At 66.8% G+C, this 13,789-nt stretch carries 15 protein-coding genes; 4 read left to right on the forward strand and 11 right to left on the reverse strand.

Annotation, left to right across the window (positions count from 1 at the left end; genetic code table 11):
* Window positions 1–19: 19 nt before the first annotated feature.
* The 6 genes from ACFWGJ_RS32765 to ACFWGJ_RS32790 form a co-directional block, all read right to left on the reverse strand.
* A complete protein-coding gene (locus tag ACFWGJ_RS32765; protein WP_387331918.1) occupies window positions 20–922 on the reverse strand; it encodes a GNAT family N-acetyltransferase in 903 nt (300 codons plus the stop codon).
* Between the two features lie 432 nt (window positions 923–1,354).
* Entirely contained in the window at window positions 1,355–2,239 is an 885-nt protein-coding gene (locus ACFWGJ_RS32770) for an HNH endonuclease (protein ID WP_381832647.1), read from the reverse strand.
* Window positions 2,239–3,720, reverse strand: a complete 1,482-nt coding sequence (locus tag ACFWGJ_RS32775) for an AAA family ATPase (protein ID WP_387331920.1) — start codon at window positions 3,718–3,720, stop codon at window positions 2,239–2,241. The genes ACFWGJ_RS32770 and ACFWGJ_RS32775 overlap by 1 nt, the downstream gene beginning before the upstream one ends.
* Window positions 3,721–3,939: 219 nt before the next feature.
* The gene (locus ACFWGJ_RS32780) at window positions 3,940–4,413 is read right to left on the reverse strand and encodes a hypothetical protein (protein ID WP_387331922.1); all 474 of its coding nucleotides are present in this window, start codon (window positions 4,411–4,413) and stop codon (window positions 3,940–3,942) included.
* Window positions 4,410–4,865: a DUF6228 family protein gene (locus ACFWGJ_RS32785; RefSeq protein WP_387331924.1), complete on the reverse strand. Its 456-nt coding sequence runs from the start codon at window positions 4,863–4,865 to the stop codon at window positions 4,410–4,412. Before ACFWGJ_RS32785 ends, ACFWGJ_RS32780 begins: the two co-directional genes overlap by 4 nt.
* Window positions 4,866–4,898: 33 nt before the next feature.
* Window positions 4,899–5,363 carry a DUF2199 domain-containing protein gene (locus ACFWGJ_RS32790; protein WP_351415296.1) on the reverse strand — a complete coding sequence of 155 codons (465 nt, stop codon included), beginning with the start codon at window positions 5,361–5,363 and terminating at the stop codon, window positions 4,899–4,901.
* Between the two features lie 341 nt (window positions 5,364–5,704).
* Between ACFWGJ_RS32790 and ACFWGJ_RS32795 the strand changes: the two genes are divergently transcribed.
* Window positions 5,705–6,604: a hypothetical protein gene (locus tag ACFWGJ_RS32795; RefSeq protein ID WP_387331926.1), complete on the forward strand. Its 900-nt coding sequence runs from the start codon at window positions 5,705–5,707 to the stop codon at window positions 6,602–6,604.
* A gap of 91 nt (window positions 6,605–6,695) precedes the next feature.
* Here ACFWGJ_RS32795 and ACFWGJ_RS32800 read toward each other — a convergent pair whose 3' ends face one another.
* The 5 genes from ACFWGJ_RS32800 to ACFWGJ_RS32820 all read right to left on the reverse strand — a co-directional run bounded on the left by ACFWGJ_RS32800 (window position 6,696) and on the right by ACFWGJ_RS32820 (window position 11,572).
* On the reverse strand, window positions 6,696–7,700 hold the full coding sequence (locus ACFWGJ_RS32800; RefSeq protein WP_387331928.1) for a TniQ family protein: 1,005 nt from the start codon (window positions 7,698–7,700) through the stop codon (window positions 6,696–6,698).
* Complete coding sequence (locus ACFWGJ_RS32805) at window positions 7,697–8,725, reverse strand: TniB family NTP-binding protein (RefSeq protein ID WP_387331930.1); 1,029 nt, start codon at window positions 8,723–8,725, stop codon at window positions 7,697–7,699. Before ACFWGJ_RS32805 ends, ACFWGJ_RS32800 begins: the two co-directional genes overlap by 4 nt.
* Window positions 8,716–9,087: a hypothetical protein gene (locus ACFWGJ_RS32810; protein ID WP_387331932.1), complete on the reverse strand. Its 372-nt coding sequence runs from the start codon at window positions 9,085–9,087 to the stop codon at window positions 8,716–8,718. Before ACFWGJ_RS32810 ends, ACFWGJ_RS32805 begins: the two co-directional genes overlap by 10 nt.
* Window positions 9,088–9,174: 87 nt before the next feature.
* Complete coding sequence (locus ACFWGJ_RS32815) at window positions 9,175–10,830, reverse strand: integrase (RefSeq protein WP_387331934.1); 1,656 nt, start codon at window positions 10,828–10,830, stop codon at window positions 9,175–9,177.
* On the reverse strand, window positions 10,796–11,572 hold the full coding sequence (locus tag ACFWGJ_RS32820) for a TnsA-like heteromeric transposase endonuclease subunit (protein WP_381832489.1): 777 nt from the start codon (window positions 11,570–11,572) through the stop codon (window positions 10,796–10,798). Before ACFWGJ_RS32820 ends, ACFWGJ_RS32815 begins: the two co-directional genes overlap by 35 nt.
* Before the next feature lie 254 nt (window positions 11,573–11,826).
* Here ACFWGJ_RS32820 and ACFWGJ_RS32825 point away from each other — a divergent pair, with 254 nt between their 5' ends.
* The 3 genes from ACFWGJ_RS32825 to ACFWGJ_RS32835 all read left to right on the forward strand — a co-directional run bounded on the left by ACFWGJ_RS32825 (window position 11,827) and on the right by ACFWGJ_RS32835 (window position 13,669).
* Window positions 11,827–12,408: a helix-turn-helix domain-containing protein gene (locus ACFWGJ_RS32825; RefSeq protein WP_387331936.1), complete on the forward strand. Its 582-nt coding sequence runs from the start codon at window positions 11,827–11,829 to the stop codon at window positions 12,406–12,408.
* Between the two features lie 139 nt (window positions 12,409–12,547).
* Entirely contained in the window at window positions 12,548–13,141 is a 594-nt protein-coding gene (locus ACFWGJ_RS32830; RefSeq protein ID WP_387331938.1) for a hypothetical protein, read from the forward strand.
* A 183-nt stretch (window positions 13,142–13,324) separates the two neighbouring features.
* On the forward strand, window positions 13,325–13,669 hold the full coding sequence (locus ACFWGJ_RS32835; protein ID WP_387331940.1) for a DUF2516 family protein: 345 nt from the start codon (window positions 13,325–13,327) through the stop codon (window positions 13,667–13,669).
* The last annotated feature ends 120 nt before the right edge of the window (window positions 13,670–13,789 follow it).

The following is a 13,789-nucleotide window of genomic DNA, read 5'->3' on the forward strand; positions in this document are numbered from 1 at the left end:
GGAACACCCACGGTCACGGTTACGTGTTCTCGCGCGCGGGCGTGAAGTCGTAGCTCGCCCAGTTGGTGAGCAGGCGGTAGCCGAGGCGCTGGTAGAGGGCGTTGCTGGTGGGGTTCGCCAGGTTCGTGAACAGGACGACCTCCTTCGCGCCCGCGGCCAGCGCGGCCCGGCTCACCGCCGCGGTGACGGCGCCCGCGTACCCGTGACCGCGCAGGTGGGCCGGGGTGTAGACGACGTCCACCTGTACCTGGCCGCCGATCACGGGGTTCATGCCCGCGACGGAGACGGGCGTGCCGTCCGGGGTCTCCCAGAGGGTGTAGGTCTTGTCGGCGTAGCGGGTGCCGGCCCAGGAACCGGCGTCGATGGAGACGTCCTCGCCGGTGGCCCTGGCGAACTCGCCGCACCAGTACATGGTCTGGTCGAGGTCCTGCTCGCCCAGCAGCCGGCTCCGGCCCGCCGGGTGCGGATCCGGCGGGGTGAGCGTGCCGAGGCGGTAGAGCCCCAGCCGGGTGTCACGGATTCGCGGTGCCGCGCCCGTGCGCCGCTGCCACGCCTCGGCGAACAGGGCGGCGGTGCGCTCGTCCGCGCTGACGGCGGGGAGGGAGTGCCCGAGCGCGGCGAGGTGGGCGGCCAGGCCGGCGGCCCGCTCGGGGGTGAGCGGGGTGGGGACCAGCGCGCGGGAGGGGAGCCGGTAGCAGGCGGCACGGACCTCACCCGCCTGCCCCAGCACGCCGAAGAGGGGCGGCTCGGTGCCGAAGGCCGCCGCCCCGCGTGCCCGCAGCCGCGCGGTCCACGTCAGCGGCATGACATGCAGACCGGGCCGCGACCGCAGGAAGCCGCCCGCGCGGGCGAGGAAGTCGTCGACATCCTCGGTGAGGAGCCAGTTCTCGTCTTCGGTGAGGTGCCGGTCGTCCGGTCGCATACAGGGGCAGTCCTTTTGTCGGGGGTTGGGGGCTGGGTGTCCCGTCTCAATGGAAGTGGGCCATCGTGAGGCGGTGACCTGGGGTGGCTCAGGTTGAGTGAGACGGCAATGGCTGGCCTGTCTCACTCAACCTGAGCAGCTGTCCGTTGACATCGAACCCAGTCGCTCTGCCGTCGAGCGGAGTCGTGCCGCGTCTGGTGCGCCCAAACCACGACACGAGAGAGAACCGACGACAAGCCCGTCGGCCTCTGCACGTGGCCGGGGTCCGCAGAAGGGGGCCCGGTCGGCGAACCCGATGACCACGCCATCGGTCGGTCCCGCGGCGGACTGACTGCGGCGTCACGTCCAGCCCCAGTGAGCTGTGGCACCCTCTTCTCCGAAGTCGTGGCGTGTCCTCAAATCGGCCTTCTCGGAGAATGCCTGTCGGGCTGATTAGTCGGGGTTTGTCTCCGGGCTTGAGCCGCGCCAGCCGCCGTTGACATACCACTTGTCGGCCGCCAGGGCCTTGAACAGGGCATAGCCCATCGTGTTGGGGTTACCCCGGTAGCGCCAGCCCTCGGCCTTGTGCTCAAGCCAGGGGGCGACGGAGTTAGTGGGCATCATCGTGAGGTCGTGGTTGGTGGATGCGATGTGGCTACTCACCAGAAGGCTGTACCGGTAGTCCAGGTCGAACACCTTCAGGTGTTTCTGGAGGCGTTCTGTGAGTGTGTCGCTCCAATCAGGGTGGGGGGAAACGAAGAACTTCATCGACGGCTGCTCATTGCCGCGTTGCCTCCTGAGACGAGCTCGAAGCCAGGGGTGGTGGGAGAAGTCGTCGAAGTAGGGGTGCAGGGTCTGGTCACCCGCATTGACGGGGACTGTGGCGCGCTTGCCGGTGTTGCAGTCGCGGCAAGCCGGGATGAGGTTAACCGGTACCACGCTGAGCAGCGGGTACGTGTTCTTGGGTAGGTGGTGATCGAGCGTGGTTACCAGGCCCTCCCCGCACAGGGGACACCGGTTATCCCGTCGACGGCCTTCTTGGTCGGTCGTACCTTTGAGCGCCTCGTAGATGCGGCGGCCCGGAGCACGGTCCTTGGCCAACCGGTCGGTGTAGACCCCCTCCAGGGCCTTGCGGTCGCGACGGGTGCCAGGCGTGGCGGCGAGGCCGGTGAGGGTGTGAAGAGCCTGGCCCTGAGCGGCTACCTCGTACGCGCTTGCTGCATCGGCCACCGCGTCGGTGAACGATTCCAGCCGTTTTCGCGTATTTGGGCGGGCGTTGGCGATGCAGTTGGTGTACACGTCGCGTGCGTCGAAGGTTGGAGGATCTATGTGCTGCATCAGCCGTGTCCCTCCACGTCGTCGCGCTGGCCGAGCAAGGCGCTGAGCACCAACTGCGCCTCGCTGCCGAGCCGTCCGCTGAAGTGTTCCAGGACAGCGTCGTAGGAGTAGCCGACGTCGACCAGTCGCCGTAGTTCGTGCAGAAAGCCGGCTTCGGTGAGTTCCAGACCGAAGACCTCGTGAGTCAGCACGCCGACGTTCTCGCCGTACGTTTCGATGCGGGGCTGCGCGGCGCCGAGCTGCCCGCCGTAGCGCCAGAGCTTCCAGACGCAGTGGGCAGGAATCTCTTGGAGTACAACCGGAGAGTGTGTGGCGACGATGGCCAGCCCGTTGCGCTCGGCGAGCAGATCGGACAGCGCACGCATGAACGCGGACAGCAAGGGCGGATGGAGGTGGGTTTCCGGCTCATCGATGATGACGAGCGTCCGCTCACTCACGTGCTCGATGAGCCGGGTCATGGTGAGCAGAACGAGTCGGTGGCCGGCACTGAGGCGGCGGAAGAGCTGCCGGGCTTTATTCTCGCGGCTGTTCAGGCTGGCGGTGTTCTCGAAGTTCTCCAGCCATCCCTCCTCCAGGAGTCCGCTCCCGGGATAGTCGAGGGTGCGCAATGCCCTGATCCATTGTGGGCTGCGCTCGCGCGTCAGACATGCCTTCATGGCCTGCGCGAAGTCCTTCCTGAGCCCGCCAGGGGTCTTGAATCTGGGGGATCGCGCCCCCTGAACACGCAGGCCCACGTAGGAAGCGATGAACATCTCGTCGCCCCCGACGAGCGGGAAGTCGTCAAAGGCGCTGAACGAGACAGTCACCAGGTTGTTGAATGATCGGCCCTCGCGGCCGTACTCGATGATTCGCCCGAGCTCATGTGCCTGCGGCTCAACCGCAGCGACGGCGCGGGCCAAGTGGGAAAGGACATATGACTTCCCCACGCCGTTCCGTCCGGTCAGGGCGTGCACGTTGCTGGCCGGCCGGGAGCCTGGTTCGACCTTGAATTCGAACCGCACGGAAGCCATCGCCGGTGGCAGCGGCGGCTCGTAGGCGATATTGAAACTCACCCGGCGCGCTCCACCGCGTGCGATGCGCCGCAGCTGCCCGCGCACGGTCGACATCTTGACGAAGCGCAGTAGCGAAGTACGGGTCACATTCTGGTTCCGGGCGAGGCGGAAGGAGTTCTCGTCGTAGGCGATGTCCCGGAGCGCGGTGAGCACTTCCTCCCCGACAGCGCCGGGTATCTCGCTCAGCGTGTAGTAATAGCTTTCATCCTGGCCCACCGAGAAATAGCGCGAGCTGTCCAGGCGGCTGAAGCGCTCCGGGAGTAGGTAGTTGCCAAAATCCTCGCCGTCCGTCGCCACATGGCCGATCTTCACGGTGCCGACCTCGACCCAGCCCTCCCTGGTAAGAACACGCAACGTGAACATGGTGCGGTACCCGTCGTCGTCCCAGGTGTCGTGGACGAGGAGCGCATCGAAAAGATCCTCCGCCATGGCGCCACCTTCGGCCAAGCGATGGTCGTCATAAATTACGCCGAATCGCACGGTTTTCCTGGCCCTCCCCCGCTTACTGTGCTCCGTCGTGATGTGCGATCTTAGGCGGCAGCGCGCACGGGTGTGCGGGGGCGGACGTCGCGAACTCAGCGGCCCGGCTGAAGTGCGCCGCTGGAGTCTGGAGTAGGGCCGCCGTTGCTTTGCTGCGGGCTCGTGCGGCTATGTGTTGTCGCTGCGGTGGTGGGTGTGCCAGAGGTGTCTGAGGGCTTCGAGCTCGGTTCGTGGGAAGTGTTCGCCCCACTTGCCTCGATAGCCGCTCTCGCCGTAAGTCTGCGCGAGCTCGTCGAAGCAGCGGATCACGGTGCGGGCGAGCTGGTCGATGCCGAGCTGGCTGGACCAGATCTCGGTTCCCCTGTTGTCGTGATCGCTGCCGTCGCGCAGTTCCAGCACGCGGATCCAGATGTCCTCGCCTTCGCGGTAGAAAATCCACCGGTAGGCAGTCGGCTCGGCCTCGAACTGGACACGGGTCTCTGTCTCGCCGGCGACGAGCCGGGCCACCGCGGTCAGGAGCTCTTCGGGCGCACTGGTGATGTAGGACGCGGTGGGCTCGGCTTTCGCCAGGCGATCTTCAAGGGTGCAGTCGGCCCACCCGGATCCCGCAAGCGTCCAGGTGATGCGCATGTCGGATGTCACTGGTGCTCCTCGGCGAGGAAGGCCCGGACATCGGCGGCGAGGGAAGCCATCTGCTCGCCGGCATCCAGCCAGGTGGTCACCGAGGCGCCCCAGCCGCCTGCGGCCTGCGTCCACGGCCGCAGGGCCCAGGTCAGCCCGACGTAGCCGCCGGACCGGAAGGCCGCCGACACCGTCAGGTCGCGGTCGTTGGTATGCCAGCTCCGTTCGCCGTCCCACCCCTGGTAGTCGGTGGCGAGCTCTTCCAGAAACGCGGTGAGGTCGCTGTCCCAGATCCAGGCGACGACCTCGTCGACGCGAGCGGTCAGCCCGGGAGCGCGCAGTTCGACGGCATAGTGCACGGAGTCGGCGTCGAAGTTGAACCGGTCGCAGAACGTCACGCTGACGGAGGCGTTGTCCTGGCAGCGGATGGACACGCTGGCCTCATCGTCAGTGCCGACGTCTGGTGTGGTCATGGGCGGAACGCTAGGTCAGCAGCCTGTTCGGCGTCACTTGGATTCGTTGTCGGTGAGGTGGAGTACGGCTTCGGCGATTGCACGGACGCGCTCCATGGTGATGCCGGTCCGCTGTTCGACTGCGAGAGGGTGGTCGGTCGGCTCCAGCTCGATGAAGGGACGCTGTCCGATGGGACGGGTATGGACGCGGGTCTTCAAGTTGATGGTGCTGGGCGAGTAGAGGAAGAGGTCGGTGGACAGCCACCCGAAGTACGGCTCCTCGGTTTCACGTCCCGTGGTGTCCCAAAGATCTGCGGATCGGGAGAAGTTGTCCCGGCTGAGGGAGACCCATGCGGCCCAGGAGAACACCTCGTCGCTGCCGATGATCGGTATCTCGACCAGACCCTTGACGAAGTAGTGCTGTGCCTGGATCACGCACTGATCCGATGAGAGAAGGCAGTCCGCAGAGTCTGCGAAGTTCGGTTCCCAGACGTACGGGGCGGTGGCCGCGTAGTTCATCGGTAGCTCGGCGTGGTGGTTGCCGCAGCACGAGCAGGTGAATCCGGGGTTGCTGGTCATGAGCGGAGCCTAATGATCGGCTCCGACGCAGCTGACGTCGGTCCCGTCTCGGTGAAGGTGAACCAGAGCGACTGTGATCCCCGTGGGTTTGCGGAAGCTGAACGCTCTCAGCCTGAACCCGACCGTGGATTGCCATGATGCGGAGGCTGTCGCGGTCACCGAAATAATCGGCACAGATGTGTCGGACTCACGTGGTACGACTGCAACCCAGCCAAGTTCGAGCAGACGGGCGGTCAGCAATGGGGCGACAGGAAGAAGCGATCCGCGTTGCGGACGAGCTCTTGGCCGACATCGAGCTTAAGCGGTTGAAGGCGTCCGAGGTCGTCTTGAAGGCGAGCAGGCTCGCCCGACTGGTCGGCCACACCGAGTTGACGGAGTTTCTCGGGTTCGAGCGCAGCGGGTATCCGACCGACGGCTCGGCGGGGACGTGGATCGGGCGGGCGGGCCGCTGGGCCGACAAGGAGAAGAACACCTTCTACACCGTGTCGATCGCGAAAGTGGAGGGTCATATCGAGTCTGCCCGGCAGGCCATCGACGCGCTGCGCGGCGGGGGCAACTACTCAGGCGACATGCTCATCCCTGCGTCGCGCGACCATGACTCGCGGATCCTCCAGTCGTCATCGAACCTCGGCACGTGGATCGGAATCTGCGGGCAAGTCGTCGCGACCGTCTACAACATGGTTACCGAGATTTACCACGAGCTCCTGTTCAGCGAGCTCCAGGCGAGTCTGTTTGCGGATACCCAGGAGAAGGTCGACGGGTCATTGGCGGCGGCGAGCGGGACTGCACTCGAAAAGATCGAGCGCATCTCTGATCGCCTCCGGGACGGCGACCCCGAGTCTGTCAGCCAGGCCCTCACCACCTGCCGCCGGTTGATCGACTCCTCTGCGGACTACGTGTTCCCGGCTCGGGACGAGCTATACAAGATCGGGGACGAGGTCGACCTGAAGGTCGGACCACAGCAGGTGCTGAACCGTCTCCAGGCCCACACCCACGCCTGCGGGGCGTCGAAGAGCCGCAGGGACCGTCTACGTCGGACCCTGTCCGATCTCTACGCCCGGTGCTCCGCAGGCACTCACGCCGAGGTCACCATTGATGAGGCCCGTTTCATTTTCCTGCAGACCTACATCGCGCTCGGCGAGATCCTGACCCTGAGCGCGCCCGAGGGCGGCGACTCCTGACTTCAGTTGCCCGCCCGAGATTCTCGGCCATGTTCCCGCTGCCGTCGATCGCCCAGAGGTGATCAGTCCCAGAGGTGAGGGCAGGGGCAGTTCACCGTGCGTGTGCTGGGGAACGCTTCAAGATCCTTCGGATGAGAAGGGGAGGGAACTGGTCGTGCGGGTGGGCGGTTACGAGTCCGTCGAGGCTGGCCTCATGGTGGCGGACGGCCTCGTCGACCCGTTGGGCAAGCCGCACGATCTCTTCTTGGAGCCAGGGGATGGCGGTTGTCCTCAGCTGCCGCTCCGCGGGTAGTCGCCTGTCGAACTCTCTGCGGAAGCGCTGAACCTCTCTCGGGCTTCCGAGCGCTTGTTTTCGCCAGTAGAAGGAAGCGAAGAGAATGGCGACCTGTACGACCTCGGGGAAGTCGGCGGCCTCGGCGTGTGGATATGGCCGGTGCCGACTGGTCTCGTCCGGATGGATCATGCGGAGTCTGCGCTCCGTGCGGTCTGCTGCGTAGCCGTGTCTGGTCAGGTCGCGCCAGAACTTGGAGCATTCTTCGTAGGCGGGCAGGATCCTGGGGTATCTGCTGTGACGGCAGAGCCGGTGGAATCGGCGTTGAGCTTCGACGATCTCGGGCGCTTTCGCAACGCTGCACTGACCGATTGAAGGTATCTCGACGCTTCGCTCGAAGTATGAGTCGTAGGCGGTGTCACTGCCTGTCCACCGGCGGTGCTTGACGCAGAGCTGGTTGAGGTCCCGGAGCCCCCATATCTCGATCCGCCAGCTGGTCTTCCCGGTATGTGCGGCCGCGCAGAAGTCGCAGGCCCAGGTCCGGTTGATCAACGGGTAGCCCGGCTGGTGCCATGCCGTGGCGGTGGTCAGTTCGGGCAGAGCCTTCTTCAGGGATTTTGGTGTCTGACCGCTGCGAACGGCGAGGAGATCCAGACTGTCCAGGGGCCTCTCTGCCGAGTAGAAGCGGCGAAGCACGTGTTTTGGGGGGATTCCGTTGAGCAGCGCGAGTCGTGCTGCATAGGACCGAACAGTCTCATTCGGAAAGGGCGGGGAGGTCAGAGGAAGTGGTCGTGCCGGCCCGGCCGGGGCCGTGACCCCGATCATGCGGATGTCCGGTAGGCGCTCTCGCTGGCGTGGTCCACGTGGATGGCGTGCAGTTGTCGCCGGGTGATGCTTTCGCTGCCGTCCAGGATCGCGGAGATGGCTGCGGCACGGACAAGGTGGGAGAGGCTGCCGATCATGCCGCCGGTCCGCTGGTAGAGGTATTTGTGCAATTTGGTCAATGTGTTGGGGGCGTGCCTGTGCAGGCGAAGGGTGCCCTCCATGGTCGCGACCAGCCCTTCCCATTCACGGCCCAGCGGGAAGGGTCCGGTGTGCAGGAGGGTGCAGCGACCTGCGATCTGGCCGCCGCGGATGCCGGTGAACAGCCCGGAGTGTTCGACGTCGATGCCGGCGTAGATGAACGTGGCCGGCAGGTGCTCGGTGAAGTACTTCAGATGGTCGGAGAGCTCCTCTCCGGCAATCGTGCCCAAGTTCATGAGGTGGATCTCGTCGACCAGCACCAGGTCCGTGCGGGCCTCTGTCAGCACCTGACAGACGGAATGCGTGATGTCGGCGGTGTTGTGGCGTGGGGTGATGGTAGGGATGTTGAGGAAGCGGGCAAACTCCAAGGCGAGCTTCCGGGGTGATCCTTTCGGCGGTGCGGTGACATAGACCACCGGGATGCGTTGGCCTTCGCCGGATCTCTGCCGAACGCGCAGTTCGTGAAGGCGCCCGAGCTGTCGGAGTGCAGTGGTCTTGCCCGTGGTGCGGTCGCCAGAGATGATCAGGCCGCGGCGAGCTCCGTGCTCGCGTCGATTGAGCAGGGTCAGTAGGCGTCCCTGGTGAGCGACTTCCTTAACTGTGGATGTGCGTACCACTTGGAGTTCTGAGTGGTAGTCGATGCGAGCTTCGTCGTAGTCGGTGCGTTCCTCGTCGTTCATCGACTTCCATCGAGCGCGGGGCAGCAGGTCGAAGGGGCGCGGGTCCTTCTCCACGAACCGCCGCCAGCCAGTGAGAGTGGTGGGCGGCTCCACACGTTCGTCTTCGTCGGCCGGAGAACGATCATCTCTGGAGGGGCTCACCACCATCTCTTCGCCTCCTCACGAGCGTCGAAGATCCCCAGCGGCACCACTTTCGTCAACTCCTCGCTCTCATCGGCGCCATCGGAGCCCTGAGCTGGTTCGGTCGGAAGCGCTTGCGAGGGGGCGGGTGTCTCGGGACGAGGCCAGGCCGGCTGGCTGGTGGCACGGGTGCGGCCGACGACCTTGCGGTCACGCCGCTCGGCCGCTCGGCCCGAGCTTTTCCGCCGCCGGACAGGGCGTTCTTCGGGACCGTCAGCGGCCCGGTCAAGCAGCTCTACCGCAGTCTCGGCGACCGCTTCCTCGTGCGGCTTGCGCCGTTCACGTTCGGCCAGCACCTGACGGGCCCGGTCGAAGACCAGTTCACCCATTGGGACGTGCGAAGTGCGTAGATGGCGCCAGGTCGCGGTGATCCAGCCCGTGCCGCGGTGGTTGCGTACCCAGACGCAGGAGATGTCCTAAGGGTCGTAGTGGACCTCCCAGAGCCTCCCGTCCGGACCCGCCCCGGAGGGCTGGCGCCGAAGGGGGACAAGGTCGCGGGAGTCGTAAGTACGGTTGTTGATCCGCACCCCTCCGGGACCGATGACCCTCCATTCGCGGGGCATGAGTTGGATGTACTCCTCCTGGCTCAGCGCGACTGGCACGTATCCGGCCGCCGCCACCAGCGCGGCGTACTTCTCGTTCGGACTCAACGGGCGATCCGGCATCAAGGGGTCCCGCAGCTCGCCGTGAGGCCTGACCTGCCACGTCGAAACGACCCATTCCTGGAGCAGTTCCTGGAGTTCGTGGATGGACCAAACCGCTCGCGCGGACGGATCCCTGCCCCGCATCTCGGCACTCCGGCCGGTGTAGCCGGGCAGATCCTGGGCGAACATCGTTGCCACGGAGCCAAGGGTCCGTTCAATATGCGGCTTGTCGGTCGGGGTGTCCGGATGCGCGGGCTGGAACGAGATCCCCAAGTGGCGGCAGGCATTTCGGAAGTTGTCCGAGACGAACGCTTTCCCCCGGTCACTGGCCACCATCTCCGGGACGATCACTGGCTTCGCGGCTGCCTTGGCCATCCGTTCGTCCAGTGTCAGCAGCGAGGCATAGGGCAGCACCGACCGGGACATGCGCAACGCATCCGACCAGCCTGGCCGCACCACCTCGGGCGCCATCGCCCGTGCCAGCAGCAGGGCGGCGTCCACTGCCTTTGTCGAGGGCCGCAACACCACCGCAGCCAGTGTCCTCGTCGCCAGATCGACCAGTCCGGTCAGCTCGCAGCGGTCCACTGTCCCGTCGTCGTGGACGACCATTACATCCAGTGGCGTGGAGTCGATCTCCATCACTTCACCAGGTCGTGCTGTTGTCAGCTGCCCGAACATCCGCTTCGGCTGTTTGCCCAGCGAGCGGCGGGTGCGGGCCGAGCCCAGCAGATGTTGCCCGGCCGAGACTGCCTCCAACAAGCGGTAGAACGTCGCCCTGGAGGGCATCGGAACCGCTCCCGTGCCGTGCTCGGCAGCCAGCAGGCGTTCGACCTTGCGCCGCAGCACCTGCGCGGACACGGTCGGCTCGTTGGTCCGGCTGTTGACGATCTTCTCGATGGCCTCGACCACCCGCGGATCGGCCCGGCTCGTGCCGGTGGCGGGCTTGCGCTGCCGACCGTCCACCAAACCCGCCACCCCTTCGCGCTCGAAGCGAGTGCGCATTCGGCGCAGCGTGCTCAGCCCCACCCCCTCGCCTGCTTCGCGTAGTTCGGCGAGTTTGGCCAGCTCCCGCTGCCGCAAGGAGTTCACGGCCGGGTCGTACTCGGCCTTCACCGGGGTGCGGGCATCGACGTCTGGACGGCCCGTAAGCAGTTCGGTCAGGTGCCTTCGCCACCACTCGGCCCGCTCTGCGGCGTCTTCGGGCAGCCCCTCCAGGACTCCCGCATCGGGCAGCGGCGGGCGACTCGGCGCGCTGCTGAGTACGGTGAATCCCTCAGAGGCCAGCAAGTTTCCCAGCAGCACCACACTGGCGGCCAGGGCGTCATCCACCAGCCGCACCGAAGTGCCGTGCAAGGCGGCCACGGTGTGCTCGCGCCCGTCGTAGCGAACCCGATCACCCAGCGACAGCAGCTGCGGACGCGATGGCATCCCCGCCCACCTCCTTCGCCACCGCAGGAACGAGGTGCACGCGCGTGGCCCCCGCCAGCAACTCGCCCCCAAGGTCAGCGGCCAACACGCGGCGCCACAACAGGTGGAAGAGCACCGGCAGCGTGGCGATCGGATCCCCGACTTCCCGGGCCCCCGCAAGCAGTCCCTGCGGCTCTGCGAACACCGCTTGCAGGGCATCGGCGACCGGCTCGCGCCGCACCCGTGGGTGCCTGTAGCCCGATAGCCAGCGCAGATTCGCCGCCAGCACGGGATCGAGCATCCCGACCCGCTCGAAGCCCCAGCCAACCCGGGCGCAGGCCGCGGCCGTGGCCGCGAACTTCTTCGCGTCGTCCGGCTCGATCCGATCGTCCGGACGTACGTCCAGCACCACAGCGGTGCCGTCCCGACGGCGTACGAAGTAGTCCGGCGTATGGCGGGTCCGCCGGGTCCGGTCGCTGTACCGCCACGACAGCCGGAACGGCTGCGAGGCCACCGCCACCACATCCGGATCGGCGTCCAGCCTCATCAGGTGCCCGAGCTCCACCCACGACTCATAGCCCACCAGGTCACCACCTGTAGCAGCCCAGTACCAGCCCGGGAAGTTCCGCTGCCCGCGGTACGAAGGGAACCCGCGTACCTGCCCGGCTGCCTCGAAACGGGTCGGCCACATCACCTCAAGCGGCCCGCCGTGCGGCTCGCCGCGGGCGTCTAGGTACTCCAGCCAGAAGTCTTCCTCAGCCATCAGCCACCCCCGCTCGGCACCGCCCGATACGGAGACCGTAGGGACCCCGGTGCGGCAGTGGGTCAAGAAGAGCGACACAGATCGACAGATGGTCACGGTTGACTGAGACGAGCGACCAGATGGTTCAGATAGACCGAGACTGGCTCACCTTCAGCGAGACACGTCAGGTCGGGGGCAGGAGCCGGGCAGTGGCGTAGCGCACTTTTGCAAGCACGTGCTTGCAATAGTTAGCGCGGGTGGGGCAAGGTAGGGGCATGGCATCGCTCAACGTCGGCAATCTTGGTGAGTATCTGCGGGACCAGCGGCGCAACGCGCAGCTGAGTCTGCGGCAGCTCGCCGAGGCCGCCGGGGTGTCCAATCCGTATCTGAGCCAGATCGAGCGCGGGCTGCGCAAGCCGAGCGCGGAGGTGTTGCAGCAGGTCGCCAAGGCCCTGCGGATCTCCGCCGAGACGTTGTACGTCCGCGCCGGGATCCTCGACGCCGAGCGCGACCGGGACGAGGTGGAGACACGTGCGGTCATCCTCGCCGACCCGACGCTCACCGAGCGGCAGAAGCAGGTGCTGCTCCAGATCTACGAGTCCTTCCGCAAGGAGAACGGGTTCGAGATCAAGGCGGTCGAGGACGCGCTGGACACGGTAGGCGCGCCGGACGCGTCGGACCTGGCGCATGACATGGCGAGTGTGTCGGACGTATCCGCCGTCACGCGCGCGACGGACGGCGGGGACACCGTCGTCGACAGGGCCCGCACGGCCGACGGCAGCGATGCCGCACGGAACGACCCGCACGACCCGCAGCACCCGCACGACCAGCACGATCAGCAGTCCTCCGCGAGCTGACCGGGCCCGGCATCACGACCGGGCGCGGTACGTCCCGGTACGGTCCCGTTCGGACCGGCCGGCCGGCGGCCACGGAGTAGCGACAGACAGACCACACCCTCACGCTCCACGCGACAGTGATTCCGGGAGGACCATCACCATGGCCATCACCGACGACCTCCGCAAGACCCTCAGCGACCCGACCCCCCTCTACTTCGCCGCCGGCACGGCCGACCTGGCCATCCAGCAGGCCAAGAAGGTGCCGGGGATCGTCGAGCAGCTGCGCGCCGAGGCGCCGGCCCGTATCGACGCCGTACGGGGAATCGACCCGAACGCCGTCCAGGAGAAGGCCACCGCCCGTGCCAAGGAGGCGCAGGCGACCATCCAGACCCGGGTGAACGGCTTCATCAGCACCCTGGACACCGACCTGAAGAAGATCGGTGAGACGGCTCAGGACATCGCCCTGCGCGGTGTCGGCGTCGCCGCCGAGTACGCCGTGAAGGCGCGCGAGACCTACGAGAAGGTCGCCGAGCACGGCGAGCAGACCGTGAAGACCTGGCGCGGCGAGGCGGCCGAGGAGATCGAGGAACTGGCGATCGCCGTCGAGCCGAACCCCGAGCCGGCCGAGGGCACGATCGCCACGCCCGCCGAGGCGAAGACCGGGCCCGCCCCGGCGAAGAAGGCCCCGGCGAAGAAGGCCCCGGCCGCCCGCAAGACCACCACGGCCAAGAAGTCGACGCCGCCCGCGAAGTAGGACGGCGGCCTCGCACGCACAGGGCGCGTACACGATGAGTGCGTACGCGATGAGTGCGTACGCGGCGGGCATGTACGCAAAGAGAACGGGTCGGGCGCTCCGGGCACTATCGGAGTTCCCGGCCCGTTCTGCGGGTACGGTGACCGCGTACGGACGACGGACTCGACACGGGTGGTGGGCAACGTGCTCCTGACGGCATTCGGCGGCCTCATGTGGCTGATCTACACCGCCATGCTGGTGCTCGCGGTGGTGGCGCTCGTCATGGCCGGACTGGCCCGCGAGGACGCCTACCGCGCCGCGAACAAGCAGACCAAGATGTTCTGGCTGATCCTGCTCGGCCTCGCGGTGGCCGTGAATCTGCTGGTGCCGATGCTCTTCCTGCAGATCGCGTTCCTGGTCGCCACGATCGTCTTCTTCGTGGACGTACGGCCCGCGCTCCAGCAGGTCTCGGGCGGCGGCCGGGGTGGCCGCCGGGGCGGCGGCAGCAGCAGCGACGGTCCGTACGGGCCGTACAACGGCGGCCGCTGAGCCGTTGCCTGGAGCGGCCTGGAGCGGCGCGTTCGGAGCGTGCGGGTCCGGTGGGGGTTGCTCGCGCAGTTCCCCGCGCCCCTGAGAAGCGGGGCTGCGCCCCGGCTTCTTGTCTTTAGG

Source organism: Streptomyces sp. NPDC060205 (assembly GCF_042728395.1).
Taxonomy (GTDB): Bacteria; Actinomycetota; Actinomycetes; order Streptomycetales; family Streptomycetaceae; genus Streptomyces.

Bases quoted from the DNA above. Each gene is read 5' to 3' on its own strand.
- ACFWGJ_RS32765 (WP_387331918.1), bottom strand. From the start codon at position 922: ATGCGACCGGACGACCGGCACCTCACCGAAGACGAGAACTGGCTCCTC.
- ACFWGJ_RS32770 (WP_381832647.1), bottom strand. From the start codon at position 2,239: ATGCAGCACATAGATCCTCCAACCTTCGACGCACGCGACGTGTACACC.
- ACFWGJ_RS32775 (WP_387331920.1), bottom strand. From the start codon at position 3,720: ATGGCGGAGGATCTTTTCGATGCGCTCCTCGTCCACGACACCTGGGAC.
- ACFWGJ_RS32785 (WP_387331924.1), bottom strand. From the start codon at position 4,865: ATGACCACACCAGACGTCGGCACTGACGATGAGGCCAGCGTGTCCATC.
- ACFWGJ_RS32790 (WP_351415296.1), bottom strand. From the start codon at position 5,363: ATGAACTACGCGGCCACCGCCCCGTACGTCTGGGAACCGAACTTCGCA.
- ACFWGJ_RS32800 (WP_387331928.1), bottom strand. From the start codon at position 7,700: ATGATCGGGGTCACGGCCCCGGCCGGGCCGGCACGACCACTTCCTCTG.
- ACFWGJ_RS32805 (WP_387331930.1), bottom strand. From the start codon at position 8,725: ATGGTGGTGAGCCCCTCCAGAGATGATCGTTCTCCGGCCGACGAAGAC.
- ACFWGJ_RS32810 (WP_387331932.1), bottom strand. From the start codon at position 9,087: ATGGGTGAACTGGTCTTCGACCGGGCCCGTCAGGTGCTGGCCGAACGT.
- ACFWGJ_RS32815 (WP_387331934.1), bottom strand. From the start codon at position 10,830: ATGCCATCGCGTCCGCAGCTGCTGTCGCTGGGTGATCGGGTTCGCTAC.
- ACFWGJ_RS32820 (WP_381832489.1), bottom strand. From the start codon at position 11,572: ATGGCTGAGGAAGACTTCTGGCTGGAGTACCTAGACGCCCGCGGCGAG.
- ACFWGJ_RS32825 (WP_387331936.1), top strand. From the start codon at position 11,827: ATGGCATCGCTCAACGTCGGCAATCTTGGTGAGTATCTGCGGGACCAG.
- ACFWGJ_RS32830 (WP_387331938.1), top strand. From the start codon at position 12,548: ATGGCCATCACCGACGACCTCCGCAAGACCCTCAGCGACCCGACCCCC.